7 protein-coding genes are annotated in these 15,310 nt (G+C 58.2%); 3 read left to right on the plus strand and 4 right to left on the minus strand.

The genetic code is table 11. The annotated features are described in order from the left end of the window. Positions 1–177: 177 nt before the first annotated feature. Both purD and M7439_RS12575 read right to left on the minus strand, forming a co-directional pair. The gene (gene purD, locus M7439_RS12570) at positions 178–1,443 is read right to left on the minus strand and encodes a phosphoribosylamine--glycine ligase (RefSeq protein WP_298344846.1); all 1,266 of its coding nucleotides are present in this window, start codon (positions 1,441–1,443) and stop codon (positions 178–180) included. Beyond that, the gene (locus tag M7439_RS12575) at positions 1,440–2,720 is read right to left on the minus strand and encodes an adenylosuccinate synthase (protein ID WP_298344848.1); all 1,281 of its coding nucleotides are present in this window, start codon (positions 2,718–2,720) and stop codon (positions 1,440–1,442) included. Before M7439_RS12575 ends, purD begins: the two co-directional genes overlap by 4 nt. Positions 2,721–3,866: 1,146 nt before the next feature. Here M7439_RS12575 and M7439_RS12580 point away from each other — a divergent pair. The 3 genes from M7439_RS12580 (at position 3,867) to M7439_RS12590 (ending at position 9,416) form a co-directional block, all read left to right on the plus strand. Beyond that, the gene (locus M7439_RS12580) at positions 3,867–4,247 is read left to right on the plus strand and encodes a hypothetical protein (RefSeq protein ID WP_298344851.1); all 381 of its coding nucleotides are present in this window, start codon (positions 3,867–3,869) and stop codon (positions 4,245–4,247) included. A gap of 463 nt (positions 4,248–4,710) precedes the next feature. Beyond that, positions 4,711–6,897, plus strand: a complete 2,187-nt coding sequence (gene purL / locus M7439_RS12585) for a phosphoribosylformylglycinamidine synthase subunit PurL (RefSeq protein WP_298344854.1) — start codon at positions 4,711–4,713, stop codon at positions 6,895–6,897. Beyond that, the gene (locus M7439_RS12590) at positions 6,894–9,416 is read left to right on the plus strand and encodes a glycosyltransferase (RefSeq protein WP_298344857.1); all 2,523 of its coding nucleotides are present in this window, start codon (positions 6,894–6,896) and stop codon (positions 9,414–9,416) included. Before purL ends, M7439_RS12590 begins: the two co-directional genes overlap by 4 nt. Before the next feature lie 49 nt (positions 9,417–9,465). On the opposite strand, the gene M7439_RS12595 is transcribed toward M7439_RS12590, so the two are convergent. Both M7439_RS12595 and M7439_RS12600 read right to left on the minus strand, forming a co-directional pair. Next, on the minus strand, positions 9,466–12,477 hold the full coding sequence (locus tag M7439_RS12595; protein ID WP_298344860.1) for a G1 family glutamic endopeptidase: 3,012 nt from the start codon (positions 12,475–12,477) through the stop codon (positions 9,466–9,468). 336 nt (positions 12,478–12,813) lie between these two features. Then, positions 12,814–15,156: a glycosyltransferase family 4 protein gene (locus tag M7439_RS12600; protein ID WP_298344863.1), complete on the minus strand. Its 2,343-nt coding sequence runs from the start codon at positions 15,154–15,156 to the stop codon at positions 12,814–12,816. Positions 15,157–15,310: the final 154 nt, after the last annotated feature.

Genomic DNA, 15,310 nt, shown 5'->3' on the forward strand with positions numbered 1-15,310 from the left:
CGGCCATCGCTCGCACCACTGCGAGCTCGACATCACGCCAAAGCTCCATACGATTTCGATCGGAGAAGATGGCGGTCAACTCCGCTGATTCATACCGAGGAATCACGACAATCTCCTTCGTTTTGAGCGAGCCACCGAATCATGTCTGACTCTGCGATGACACTCTCCTATGTCACCTTATGACCCTATATCCCGACGGTACTGGAGCCCATCAAAGTCGATCAGTTCCACCCCCCGATAGGCCCGACTCCGAGCTTGGGCAGGGGTGTCACCCAACCCGGTGACTGCAAGTACGCGTCCGCTCGCGGTGACGAGTTCCCCGTCGCGAACGGAACCCGGTCGGCTAGGAGTCTCGCCGTCTCGACTCTGACCACCTCGACTCGCCACACCAGCCCCAAAGACCAAGACCCCCTCGAGGGATCGGGCTGCCTCGATGCCGGAGATGGGCGCACCTCGCTTAGGATCCTCCGGGTAGCCAGCGGCGGCCACGACGACGGTGATTGCGCTCTGGCTCGACACGCGCACGCTGGGGATCGTCTCCCCGCGTGCCGCGGCCAACAACGCCTCCGCCAGACCGCCGGTAATGCGAGGGAGGACGACCTCGGCCTCAGGGTCACCAAATCGTACGTTATACTCAATGAGCTTGGGGCCAGAGGCGGTGAGCATGACTCCGGCATAGAGAATGCCGCGGTACTCGATACCTAGTTTGGCCAGGCGCGCGAGCGTCGGTGCGATCATCGAGGAGCCGACCGCATCCAACACCGCAGTGTCCCCATCATCCACAGGAGAGATCGAACCCATGCCGCCGGTGTTCGGTCCTCGGTCACCGTCACCGAGCCGTTTGTAGTCGCGAGCCGCAGGCAGAAGAAGAAAGTCGTGTCCGTTGCAGAGGGCAAAGACCGAGAGCTCTCGCCCCTGCATACCCTCCTCGATCACGACCCTGGTGCCTGCAGTACCAAAGGAGATCCCGGCCAGTTTGGCGGCCAGATCCTCCTCGGCCTCGGCACGGTCGTTTGTGACCAAGACACCCTTGCCAGCGGCGAGCCCGTCGGTTTTGATCACATAGGGCGGTCCAAATCGGTCAAAGAGTTCGCGACCCTCCTGTAACGATGTCGCGACGCCGAAGGCGGCGGTTGGCACCTCGGCCTCGGCACAGAGTTGCTTCAAGAAGGCCTTTGAACCCTCAAGCTGTGCCCCCAAGGCACTGGGGCCAAGGACGTCGATGCCACTCGCACGCAGTCGATCAGCAAGTCCCTCCACCAACGGAACCTCTGGCCCAATCACCACGAGATCTGGATCGAGGTCAGCAGCATCGAGGCTGCTCACCTCCACATCCGCGGCCATCCCCGCGTTACCTGGCGTCACAATGACCTCGTGCTGGCTGGAGAGGTTTTTGGCAAACGCGTGTTCCCTCGCGCCCTGGCCAACGACGACAATTCTCATCCTCGCAGGTCCACCACCTGATCGCGCCCAGGGCCAACTCCCAGCCAGGAGATCGGCACTCCACCTCGCTCCTCAAGGAAACTCAGGTAGCTCATGAGCTCTTTGGGTAGGTCGGCTCGCACGCGGCAGGCCCCGATCTCACGCCGCCAACCCGGAAACTCCTGATAGACCGCCTTTGCTTTATGAAGGTCCGACTGATGATACGGCCAATCCTCGGTGTAGTCGCCTCCCACCGTGTAGCCAATACAGACCTTCACCGTGTCGAGCGTGTCAAGCACATCAGCCTTCGTGATCGCGAGGTCCGAAAGTGAGTTGAGGGCTGCAGCATGGCGCAACATCGGCAGGTCAAACCAACCGACACGGCGGCGGCGTTTGGTGTTGGTACCATATTCATGACCACGATCGACCAGAAGATCACCGATCTCATCGGTGAGTTCTGAGGGGAAAGGACCCGCGCCAACGCGGGTGATATAAGCCTTTGCCACCCCCATGACCCGATCAATCTGGCGAGGGCCAAGCCCTGTCCCTGTGCAGGCACCACCGGCCGTCGGATTCGATGAGGTCACATAGGGGTAGGTACCATGATCGAGATCGAGGAAGGTCGCCTGTGCCCCTTCGAGCAAAATCCCTTGCCCCTGATCGTAAAGATCATGCAGCAGCTTGACGGTATCGACGATGCGGGGCGCCATGCGCGGGGCATACTCCCCGAGATAGTCAGCCAGAATTTGTTCAGCATCCACCGGTAGACGGTTGTAGATCTTTGCAAGAATCTGATTCTTCTCTTTGAGGACGACGTCCAACTTCTCGGCAAAGATCTTCTCGTCGAGTAAGTCTTGGACCCGCAAACCAATACGGGTTGACTTATCTGCATAGGCTGGGCCGATTCCACGACGCGTGGTACCTAATTGGTTCTTACCCAGGAAACGCTCGGTGAGTCGATCGATCTCGTGGTGATAGGGCATGACGAGGTGGGCACTACCGGAGACGACAAGTTTTGAGGTATCAATCCCACGGCTCTCGAGGAGATCGAGCTCCTCGAAGAGCACCTTAGGATCGACCACTAAACCGTTCGCGATGACCGCCGTCACATGGGGATAGAGGATACCACTCGGTACCAGTTGAAGAGCAAAAGTCTCGTCTCCAACCACAATCGTGTGGCCTGCATTGTGTCCGCCTTGATAGCGGACCACTGCCGCCATCTCTGCGGCAAAAAGATCGGTAAATTTGCCTTTACCCTCGTCGCCCCACTGGGTCCCTAAAACAACGGTGGTACTCATCGATACGTGCTCCCTTGTGTCATCATCGCGACGGCGGCCATGGCCGCCCAACAGCTTACTCGCCAACACAACCTCTGCCTAGCCTTGGCATCCCAATCGCTGCCTATCGGCACGAACAGGTTAGCTACGAGAATCATGGGTACCAGGGGCTCTGCAGGTTCCTAGCGGTCATGATTGACAAGGTGGTTATGGTGGACAGGGCCATTACGGCCGGCCGGGAAGGGAGTCTCCCTCGCTCATACCTCGCCACACTACGATCAATGCGAAGTTTGTTCATTCAATCCAACCGGGTCGTGCCAAATCTTACAAAAAGGATAGCGTCATCCTTCCCGATGCTTGGACCCCGGCCGGGACCCATCGGCTGACGCAGCTCGACAGACGCTGACTCTCCCTATCGAAACATTTCGAATCGCCCTCACCCGCACCATTGCATCACCAGAAGTAGGTAACCCACGACGTGTGAAGCCAACTCATATGATGCAATAACCCCCGGGAGATCTCCATCGCGCCGCTCAGCTCGCTAGCATTTTGTCCCCAAAGACTGGCGAGGGACAAGGCCGCAGCCAAGGGAAATTGCCATTGTGCTCGCAACACAGAACGCAGCGCGCACAACCACGTCGCCACGGTATCGCACGCGCGCCGTGTCAGCAATCAGCCAGACGATAGTGTCGTGTGCGTCCAGCACACATCCAATCCTCATTCAACAAAATCTCAGCAAACTCACGACAACAATTCAGCCACAGCAGCGACACTATTAGTCACTCCGGTGACGCAATAGTATCTGCTTCAATACGGTATACTCAGAAGAAGTGATAGTGAAATCGGAGCAATCGGTTGTGAAGGAACTTGAAGGAGCTGCTCATTGGTGACGAAGGTTCCTATAACAACCCAGAGGCGTGGGGCGACCGTCAACATTGATGGTTCGAAGACTGGGGTTGGATGGAACACTTCCGTTACATTGTTGGTTACTACAAGCAAGGAACGAGCTTCCGGCGGTTCAGCTACACCATTAATGTATAAGATAAATAGATGTCGAGAACCTGAATTGGCGAAGAATGCCTTTTCATTGGCACAAGAAACCAGTCATTACCTACGGATGCCGTTGCATCCATACGGTAATCATTGCATAGTTAAGGAGCACAGAAGATGGCTGACAAAGGAACAACGAGTTCATTGCGGATGGAGAACAAGGCGATCAATGATTATCTTGCTCACCTTGAAACCTCGAAGCCACGCAGAGGTCGCAAGCGTGACGTGGGCAAGGTGCGCATGCAGCTGGAGGAGATTGAGAAGCGACTCAATGAGGTGAGTGGAATCCGACGGGTTGATCTTCTCCAAAAACGAGCCGACCTCAACCAAGAGCTCGAGCGCCTTGGTTCTGCCAACGACGGTACACAACTTGAAAAGTTATTCATTGAATACGCCTCCTCCTACTCCGAGAGGAAGGGAATCCGTTACGAGACCTGGTTGGAGGCCGGTGTACCGGCAACCGTACTCGCCAAGGCTGGTATTCGACCGCACGCCTGATCCCCAGGATCTCTTCTCAGCTGATCACCACTCCTCATCGCCCGTAGGGTACAAACCCAACACGGAGAATGAGGAGTGGTTGCTCGTTCTTGCTGAAGTGGTGCTCGTGTGGCAGCTGTTGTAGTGGCAGCTGTTGTGACGGCAACTGGCTTGGTGGCCCGGTTTGGCTAGCCCTATTTTCCATAGCAGTCGCGCGTCATCACGATGGTGTCAGTTTGATGGTAGGCATGGCCTACTCTCCTCGGCGTGCGTGGCACGCTCTTGGCGGTAGTAACGCTGAGTTCCCGAGGCACCCCAACCAGATTATCCCTCCGGACCGACAGGCGATCAACGACCATCACCGTACTCAGACCCGAATCAGGGTCATTGTGTAGTGCCACGCCTCGATGGCGATTGGATCGGGACGAATACATTGCTCCAGACGCTATAGCTTGGGACGATGGCCAAGGTAAGCTCCTAGAGCGTGGAGAGCGAAATCTATCGGCCCCTTGGCCTCACCGACGACGAATTCAGTTTGATTGTTCACCAACTCGGTCGAGAACCGAACCTCGTCGAGCTCGCGATGTTCTCCATCATGTGGTCAGAGCACTGTTCGTATAAGTCATCACGCATCCATCTCCGGCGCCTCCCCTCCGAAGGCCCGAGGGTGATCATGGGGCCAGGAGAGAACGCGGGTGTCGTCGCAGCGACCGAGACGATCTCGGTGGCCCTCCGCATGGAGAGCCACAACCATCCAAGTGCAATCGAACCAACCCAAGGAGCCGCAACGGGGGTGGGAGGCATCCTCCGCGACATCTTTACCGTCGGTGCCCGGCCAACCGCACTCCTTGACTCGCTGTGGATGGGCAATCAAGACAACCCCAGATCCCGCTGGATCTTCGATGGTGTCGTCGGCGGCATCTCCTCCTACGGCAATGCCGTCGGCGTACCAACAGTCGGAGGAGAGATCCACTTTGCAGCACCCTATGGAGAGAACCCGCTGGTCAATGTTGTTGCTGTTGGCATCGCCGAGACAAGTCAACTGGTGCGAGCACTTGCCACCGGCGCCGGCAACCAGGTCGTCCTCCTCGGTGCCGCGACCGGGCGAGATGGGATTGGCGGCGTCTCGGTGCTCGCGTCCAGCGGTTTTGACGAGACGTCAGCTGATAAACGACCCTCCGTGCAGGTTGGTGATCCATTCGAGGAGAAGAAGTTGATCGAGGCGTGCCTGCGCCTCCTTGACGCCAAGCTCGTGGTGGGCATCCAGGATCTCGGTGGAGCCGGGCTCACCTGTGCCACCTCCGAGACCGCTGCCAATGCCGGCAACGGCATGAAGGTCTGGGTTGACAGGGTGCCCGTCCGAGAGACCGAGATGACCCCGATGGAGATCCTCTGCTCGGAGTCCCAGGAGCGCATGCTCGCCATCGTGACACCGGAGAACCTACCGGAAGTTCTCGCCATCTGTGCGGATCAAGAGGTGCTGGCGACCGTCATCGGCGAGGTAACCCCGCCTGACGAGGAAGGGACCTACGCAGGCCGTGGTGTGCTGCGAGCCTACTTCGATGGCGAACTCGTCGCCGAGATTCCAGCCGCTGCTCTCGCTGATGAGGCGCCGCTCTATGATCGGCCTCAGCAAGAGCCAGCCGACCTTCATCTCCGAACGAGTCAGAGCGTCGTGGCGCCCTCGGAGTGGCATGGTATCGCACTCGCCGTCCTTACATCACTCGATTTCGATCCGAGCTCCATCTATCGTCGCTATGACCACATGCTCTTTCGCAACACGTTGGTTACCCCGGGGGCCAATGCGACCCTCCTCGCGATTCGAGCTCCGGGCATCGGCAATACCGATCTCGCCATGGCGCTCTCAGTCGATGGCAACCAACTCTGGTCACGTGCGGACCCCAAATGGGGTACCGTAGCCGTCGTGGCCGCCTCGCTCGCGAACCTCGCCTGTGTCGGTGCTACCCCGGTAGCGCTTGTCGACTGCCTCAACTTTGGCAACCCCGAGCACCCTGAGGTGATGTGGCAGTTGTCACAGGCCATCGATGGGATCGCCGAGATCGGACGCGTCTTGGGAGTTCCAGTGATCGGCGGCAATGTCAGTCTCTACAATGAGGCCAACGGTCACGATATCGATCCAACCCCGGTCGTATCTACCATCGGTTTTCGCCCACTTCCCACCCACCCGATCCCGGATCCCCGTCGAGCCCATGGGACCGTCGTCTTGGTCACCACCGGTGAGGCGCCAACCCTCACTGGATCGGTCGCTGCATCCCTCATCGATGATCGTCGGGGAGCCTTCCCCTCTATCGACCTTGCACGCTTCGATCATCTGCTCCACGTGGTTGCCGAGCTGGTCGTCGATGACGAGCTCGTCAACGCCGCCCACAACCTCGGCGCTGGCGGCCTCCTGGCGGGAGCCGTCCGGCTCGCGCGTCTTGCCGCAACGGGATTAGCGATCCATCCACCAGTCCAGAGCCCAGAGGCGCTCCTCGGGGAACACCCTGGCCGTTTCCTCCTAACCACCACGGAACCAGCTGCCCTGCTCGATCGTCTCAATCAGGAGGGTCTCGAAGCCGTCGTGATCGGCGAACTGGGTGGTGATGCCATCACCTGCGAGGATTGGCTCAAAATCCCCGTCGACGAATCAGCCAAGATTGGAGTGCGATGACACCGGCCAAACGCAGAACCCCTACGACCTCAGCGATGGTCACCCGCACCGTCGATGCCCAGCCGATCAGCGAGGTTGACTACCTCCATCTCGTTCTCGATAATCGCACCATCGAGCGTGATGATCTCGCTCGCCAAATCGCCGAGCGTAACGCGCAGCTCGCTGAGATGCTGGGTTCGACGAGTTGGCGGTTGACCAAGGGATTTCGACAGCTTTCAACCGGGCTTCGCAGCGAGGTCATCCCGCGCCTCTCCGAGGAGCTTGGACGATCCCAGCGACTCATAGCGCTCGCCGAAAAGTACATGCCCTCGGTGGGCACACGGCTGAACCTCTCCAGCACGAGTCGGCCAGCGGCATCGACTGACCGCGCCCCGGTCATCGAAGGAGATGAAGACGAGGATGAGGAGCTCGATATCGAGCCTTATCTACGCTGGGTTCGCGAGTTCGATGATGCCATCGACGAGGATGCTATTCGCTCTTATACCGCCCAGCTTGGCTATCAGCCCACCATCTCCATCGTCATGCCGACTTATAACTCCCCCATCGTCTACCTACGCGAAGCCATCGAGTCCGTCCGCGCCCAGCTCTATCCCAATTGGCAGCTCTGCATCGTCGACGATGGTTCACTGACCGCTGAGGTGCGCGAGGTCATCACCGAGTACGTCGAGGCCGATGCGCGCATCATCGCCCATTTTCGTCCCCATACCGGCAACATCGCTGCCGCAACCAATGACGGCATCCAGATGGCGACCGGGGAGTACGTTGGATTCCTCGATCACGACGACCTCCTCCGACCCCACGCATTGAATTGGGTCGTCGCCACCCTCAACCAGTATCCTGACTCGGTCGTTCTCTACTCAGATGAGGACAAGCTCACCGATACCGGTCAACGCTATAGCCCCTACTTCAAGCCAGATTTTGACCCCATCTTGCTCCTTGCCCAGAACTACATGACCCACTTCTTCGTCGTTCGCCGGGAAGAGCTCAACCAGGTCGGAGGGCAGCGAACTGGCCTGGATGGCTCCCAGGACTGGGATCTCGCGCTTCGCATCACCGAGACCGTTCGCGAAGATCAGATCCGTCATATCCCGGTCATTCTCTATCACTGGCGAATGATCGCCGGATCAACCGCGATTCGCGTCCAACTCAAACCCGAGGCGATGCGCGCCGGCACCCAAGCCGTCGAGGATGCACTCAAGCGCCGCAGCATCGCTGCCCACCTTGAACCGGTGCTCGACGATGCCTACCATCTCGTTCACTTCGAACCAACCGGGACGCCACACGTGGCCATTGTGATCCCCACACGCAACCATGGGGACCTGCTCGAGCAGTGTCTCAAGAGCCTCGAGATCACTGACTACCCCGACTATGAGGTGGTGATCATCAACAACGAGAGTGATGAGCCTGCGACGCTTGAGCTCCTCGCAACTATCAGCACACTTCCTCGCCATCGCGTCCTTGACTACCCGCACCCCTTCAACTACGCCGCTATGCACAACTGGGCGATCGCCCAGATCGACGCCGACTACATCTGTATGCTCAACAACGACACTGAGGCGGTCAACGCCTCCTGGCTCACCGACATGGTGGGCATGTGCTTCCACGACAAGATCGCCGCCGTGGGGGCCAAGCTCTGGTATCCCGATCACACCATCCAACACGCAGGGGTGATTCTTGGCATCAACGGTGAGGCCGGACACCGCTACAAGATGGCCAAAGACCACGAAATTGGGCATGGCGGACGTATCATGCTCGCCCAGCGCCTCTCGGCAGTCACGGGAGCCGCGATGCTCGTCTCCAAAGCCGCCTATGACGAAGTCGGTGGCTTTGACGAGGAGTTCACCGTCTCGCTCAATGACATCGACCTCTGTCTCAAGCTCGGCGAAGCTGGCTACCATATCGGCTATTGCCCGGCCGCACAGCTGATCCACCATGAATCAAAGTCACGGGGGATGGACACCGAACCAACCAAGAAAGGGCGCTACGGCACCGAGGTCATCCGCTACTGGAAGAAGTGGGCACTCAAGGTCTTGAACGACCCCTACCACAATCCGAACGCCTCGATCGAGGACATCGGCTGCGGGGCAGCCTGGCCACCACGGGTCCAACTCCCATGGTCAGAGCGTCTGCTCGGGATCGAGCTCCCCTGTCCACGTCCTGCCCGCTACTTCCCGTCAAACCCCATCGTCGTGGAACCAGGGGGCGAGATCGAATGCAATCTGGTCCTCCCTGATCAACTGGATCCTCGGATCGACCAGGTGACCTTCTGGGCGATGGAGATCGAGCCCTACGCAATCGAGGACCACGCCTTTGTGATCGACGAGACGACCGTAAAGGCCGTGCCCTCGTGGCTGCATTTTGATCCCGTCACCATCAGACTCGAAGACCCCCGACATACCCCCTCGACCCTCCGGCTGCGCCATGAGGGCAACACCCCCATCCTCCTCGAAGCGGTCACCATCGACGGGGCCCTCACCCTCCGCGTGAAGGTTGAACAGAAGTCCAGCTCGAACAGCTGATCAAGGGCCAGTGTGCCCCCGTGACCACCAACTGGGCCAATCATGTTGCTTATCCGTTGAACGTTTCAGGTGGGGATCCAGCTGAAGTCGCATCACTCGGAGCAGCGGACGTGCCAGCCGTTGTAGTATCCGATTGAGTGAACCCAAAGGCACCAGGCAGACCATCGCTTGGATATCCCGTCGGTGTGAAAAGCCCATCGCCGTTCGCCAGCAAGTCGTAGTTGTTGGATGCGTATGAGTCCTGGTAAGAGGCGTACTCTGACTCCATCCCGGTCGAGTTGACAGACGCGCTTGTGAACTGACCTCCAGCCGAAACCTGCGGGAGGATCGAAAGTGCGTTACAAGGCGCTGACGTGTAGCCAGGGTACGGATTGAGCGCGCAGATATTGTCGGCTGAAATATTAGAAAACATCGGACTTTCCATGATCCACTCGGCGGATTCGGTTCCGGGAGAACCGCCGAAGATCGAGCCGTAGATGGATGCCTCGAACGTCTCGGTAATCGAGTAGCTCGCGTTCTGTGTTACGTCGGTCAGGGTCATGGTCCAGTTCTGCGAAGCGTTCTTCACGATAGCGACCGACATGGTATCGCCAGGCTCGACAGTGATGGGGGTTCCGCTTGATGTCTCAAGCGAGACGTAGGTAGCTGGCGCTGCATCAGACGGAGTGATCGTCTCGACCCACGGTTGCACCTGGAAGTTCGGGGAAACATCAACCCCCGCTTGGATAAGTTGCTGGCTGCTCTCGCCGTCAATACCAACCCACTCGGCGAGGGTACAAAGCCCACCCGGCTCGGTATTGGTGCAGATCGTGTTTTGGGTCGTGCTCAGGGTCGGGACGACGAACGTACCGCTGACTGAGGTGATCGCATCCGATGCGGACGAGGCATTATCGATCATTCCGGCCCAGTTGTAAGCCTCTGTTATGGAGATGGGAACAGTAGAAGAGCTCGTGTTGGTTATCGAGATTGGGACCGTAGCAAAAACGACTCCTGTTGAGGACTCGATCGACACGTCGAGGTTGTTCAGATCGCTCGATAGCGTGCCAGCGATCGCGCCAGATGCGCTAAAAGTCAATGAGGACGGCCATATTGTGCCAGCGTTGGACTCTGCGAACGTATATCCGTTGCCCTCTGATGTTGGCACGGCCAACTGAATGTCAGGCGATGAGCCAGAACTAAACGAACTCGATGAGAGAGTCGGGGCCAAGAGTGTAACGCCAATATCTTCGCTGGTGGACTTTCCTCCCGAGGTGACCGTAATCGGCTGCGCATAGGTTTGGCCCATACTGCTCGCACTTACGTTTGCTGTGTTGAGCACGAGCGTGCTCCCGCTCGCCATCACCGGGTCCGATCCCGTGCTGGCATCTGACCAACTGTAGATGCCATCGCCGCCGGTTGCCTGGAGTTGCACTGCATTGAGTGGATACATCGATACAGACGTTGGGTTCGTGATCGTCGGAGCGAGCTCTACGACGTTGATAGCGACTGTACCGTAGCCAATGGTCGTCCCGTCGTAACGGATTCCAACCCCAAGGCCAGACACACTCGAAGATATCGTACCGGTGATCGTTCCAGATGACGAGAGGTAGAGACCGCTCGGCCAACTACCTGTCAACGTGTAGGAATACCCTGCCCCGCTAGGATTTTGAGCAACTTCCAACTGTTCATTGACGGAGTACTCCGGGGTGGTGCTGGTGGTCGCCGGTGTGCTCGTGGTGAACGTGGATGTCTCAAGGGTTGCTTGAGGGTACGTGATCCCAACCGTGGCGCTCGCCGATGTCCCGTCGCCGGAGACGGTGAGGCTGAGAGCTGTAGGGATGGTCCCGGTAAAGGCGCTCAGGGTCGAGGGGTCGAGGGTTAACTGACCGGACGATGAGAGGGTGAGCCAGCTCGGTAGTGAACTCGCACTCCACATGTAGCTGCCGTTACCACCACTTGCTTGGAGCTGCACCGGCGCTCCTGCGATGAGACTGATCGATGTCGTGCTGATCGATACAGGGGTTGGCGAAGGCTGTGGCTGAGGCTGTGGATTGGGTTGAGGCTGTGGTTGAGGCTGTGGATTGGGTTGAGGCTGTGGTTGTTGTGCTTGAATAACAAATCGCTGGGGTGCCTTGGGTGGAATAACAATGGCCAACTTCCCGTGATCCATAGGAACGTTTGGAAGTGCTGGTGCGCCACCAATCGCCAAGACTTGCCCGTTGCCAAGAATGACGTAATAACCCGATCCATTGGGGTTCTGCATCAAACTCGATGCTTTGGCCGGTAGCGGATGAGCACCCGATAGGCCCGTATAACCAAGGCCATAGGTCGAACCAGAGAACTTAGCATCGCCGAAGTCAAAGACCCCTCCGTCAGCTCCCACCATGTAGTAGCCGTTGCCCGATGGAGTGGCAATCGCACCGATGATTGGGGCGTTCAGGGGCTTGGAACCAGACAGACCCGTGAGGCCATAGGTATAGGTTGAGCCGAGGAATGGAGCGTTGCCAAAGTCAAAGACACCTCCATCTTTGGCGATCAACCAATAGCCCTCCCCCGAGGAGGTTGAGACAATAGCAGTGATCGGCGCATTGAGCGGTTTTGCACCCAAGAGTCCGGTGACTCCATAGGTGTAGGTGGAGCCGAGGAATGGAGCGTTGCCAAAGTTGAACACCCCTCCATCTGATGCCACGAGCCAGTAGCCACCGCCAGACGGGTCGGCTGCGATTCCGACGATTGGGGCGTTCAGGGGCTTGGAACCAGACAGACCTGTTAACCCATCGGTATAGGTATCGCCATAATACTTTGCGTCACCATAGGCATAGACGTGACCGGACTTGGTGACGATCCAATAGCCGCCTCCATCAGGTGTTGGAGCTGCGCCAACAATCGTGTGAGATCCACTCACCGAACCATAGGCCTGCGCCCCATTTTCGCCGGTCACCGTGCCAGTCTGGGAGATCGCAATAAAGCCGGATCCTTGCTGAGAAGTACTTGCATAAGCAGTTGGTGTCGCCAAGACAACTGATGCAGCGAGCAACGCACCACTTGATGCCAGCGCTAGTAGTGACTTCCTGATTCGCATACTGATACCTTCTGTTCTGCCAACATGGATGTATCGGCATGCAGATATTGGTTCTGAACGCGCAGTGGCATCATGCTCGCAACGATAAACAGAAGACAAGGTTTGAATAACCCGGGTTGTGCGTCCTGGCAAAGCCGCCAGAGAACGCAGTAGTGCGGGCGATGCACAGCCGTAGGTAGCTCCAGATCACTTGGTGTGATAAGGCCTTCACGCGCAACAAGACCCAACCTTCAATCGAGCGCGCGTGAGATCCGCCACGTCTTTGCGAACAATCTGTACCAAAGAATCACTATGTGACAAGAGATCACCAGTGACTGAGGTTCACCATTGTGTAGATCAGGGTGCGTCTTGCATCTTCGTTCCCAATCGTTCCCAAAGAAAGGAGGCGAGCCGATCAAAGGTCAGGTCGCCAAGCACACTGGCACGCCCGGCAAGACCGAGCCGTTGCGCCTCATCGGGGTGTTCAACCACCCAGCGCATCGCGGTGGCCGCAGCGTCGAGATCGGGGTCTGCCCAGACCGAGGAGCCAGGATAGGCAGGGATACCTGGACCGATTGGCACGAGCTCGTAGTCGACAAGGAGGCTGTTGGCAGGGTTCATAAACTCAAGATTCCCCGAATACCCGGTCCCGATCACGGGTCGCCCACGGGCCATCGCCTCGGCCAGTGTGAGACCAAATCCCTCGGCCCGATGCAACGACACATAGGCGGTCGTCTCGCCCATCAGGCTACTCATCACCTCCGTGGGGAGATACTCCTCGATCAGATAGACATCGCTTCGCTCGCCACAGAGCGCGCGTAGGTGTTCACGATCAGCGCGACAATGGCCCCCATTGATGCTCTTGATCACGAGTGTTGGTCCTTCCCCTTCCTCGAAGGCTCGCGAAAAGGCATGAACAAGTCCAAGCGGGTTTTTGCGCTCGAAAACACTTAGGTAGTCAAAGACAAACAGGAAATAAGTCCCCTCTGGGAGGGAAAGCATCCGTCGGTCGAGTGGTTGATGTGGGCCAGGGTCACGAATGGGAACCGGCATCACGCTGACCGGCTTGACGGTCTTAGCGGCGATGGCTTCACGGGAGAACTCCGACAACGCCCAGATCTCGTCGACGAGCTCCAGTGACTCAGCGTACGCAGGAAAGTCTGCTACCTCCCATGCCCAGAGACCAACCAGATAGCAATCACGCAAAAGACTACGCCCGACCTCACGTGCCACCACCGGCAGCTGCTCAGCGGTGATCGTGGCGATGGTAACGGAATAACGATCAACAGAGGCGTGATCGACAAACTCCGTTCGCAACCGGCCAACGGTCTTCTCGCTCGTGTGGATCGCATAGGGAAGACCGGCGAGACGCACGCCGTCCACGAGGAGACGTGCGACTTCGCCAACTCCAAGCCCAGAGGAGAAGTAGCCGACAAGGTTTACACCAGGGCTCCGTTGAACCACCGGATCAACCTCTGGCGCCGGAGTGGATTTGGATGGCAAAAAATTCGCCGCTTTACCGAGATCTGCATCATGAGGGGTGGTCCATGCCCACTGGAGAAAGTTACCCTCATCAGCTCCCACTGGGTTTGCAAATACCGCTTGGAGATCAGGACGGACCCTCCAGAGCGCATAGAGAAAACGATTGACCCGTGTCTCGGCAAAGGCGGGTTCTCGCCACCAGGCAAGAAAGGCTGCATCGTTGCCCATCCCCGGAGGTGATGGCGGTTCCTCACCGGATACCTTAGCTCTGGTCAGCTCACGGTGGAAAAGGTGGCGAAGCCGTGGCGTCAACACCGTTCCGTCGGAGAGTCGATCAAAGAGGTAGATCGGTACGGCAACTGCCTCGATAACCCCCGAAAGCGCCTCCTGGTATCGCCCGCACAGCTCGCAAAGTTCTGGCGACTCGCTGAGGAGTACTCTCGGATTGGCCGTTGTCTCCTCACTGAGCAGCCAAGGGGTTGTAGCACAATAGCCCCGGAAACGCAGCGTGCGTAGCGGGAGACCATTGACGAGGTAACGTTCCCCACTGCGAGTGATTCGACGCTCATGGAGGTTCCAATGGGCTAGCGCATAGCCAACGTCAGAGAGTACGTGGGCATCCGAGGTGTGGACAAGGACATCAAGCCATCGACGCCCCCCAAGGGGCCATTCTGGGGCTCCACTGAGGAAATCAGCCAAGCTTCGTGTCTGCCATGACCCGAGCATCGCCGCTCGCCGGCGACTGATGGCAAGAAACCCCTCCTCAAGGAAGCCATCTACAAGGATCTGCTCCTCGGTTGGCAAGAGACCGTCACGCTGGGGCAAAGAATGAAAGCGCGGCGTCACCACCATGCCGTGTCTGTCCGCCAGGGCAAAGAGATCATCCAGGCGACCACCCACATAGGAGTCAGGGGATAGATACAACGCAGTCCTGGCCCCACCAGCGAGCACCAGTGCTAAGGCCCATGGCCGGAGCACGACTCCGAGTTCCTCGATGCTCAAGACCGTCGTCAGCTCGAAGAGCAAGACGTCGTCGATCGGTAACGTATCGAGCCCTACGACATGGAGAAGCTGGTGGGATCCATCGTCGGCCAAGGGCTCCTCCTGATGGAGGAGGTCAACCCTGACGATGGTCATCTCCACCTCTGGATTGCTCTCGGCGAGTGACTTCGCTAGCGCCATGGCACCCGGTAGCGTGGCACCCGTCGCAACGGTCACCACCTGATGGGGTCTCAAAGGATGGAGTACTGTTCGATCGATGACAACCTCCTCAAGTCAAGAACGACCCCGACTAGGAGACTCAGCCTATCCCGAGTCCGACGGGCACAGGAACTCCTCCTGCCATCGCCTAATCTCCTTGCATCGAAGCGCA

The sequence above is a fragment of the Ferrimicrobium sp. genome, assembly GCF_027319265.1.
In the GTDB taxonomy this organism is placed as follows: Bacteria; Actinomycetota; Acidimicrobiia; order Acidimicrobiales; family Acidimicrobiaceae; genus Ferrimicrobium.

Bases quoted from the DNA above. Each gene is read 5' to 3' on its own strand.
- purD (WP_298344846.1), bottom strand. From the start codon at position 1,443: ATGAGAATTGTCGTCGTTGGCCAGGGCGCGAGGGAACACGCGTTTGCC.
- M7439_RS12575 (WP_298344848.1), bottom strand. From the start codon at position 2,720: ATGAGTACCACCGTTGTTTTAGGGACCCAGTGGGGCGACGAGGGTAAA.
- M7439_RS12580 (WP_298344851.1), top strand. From the start codon at position 3,867: ATGGCTGACAAAGGAACAACGAGTTCATTGCGGATGGAGAACAAGGCG.
- M7439_RS12590 (WP_298344857.1), top strand. From the start codon at position 6,894: ATGACACCGGCCAAACGCAGAACCCCTACGACCTCAGCGATGGTCACC.
- M7439_RS12595 (WP_298344860.1), bottom strand. From the start codon at position 12,477: ATGCGAATCAGGAAGTCACTACTAGCGCTGGCATCAAGTGGTGCGTTG.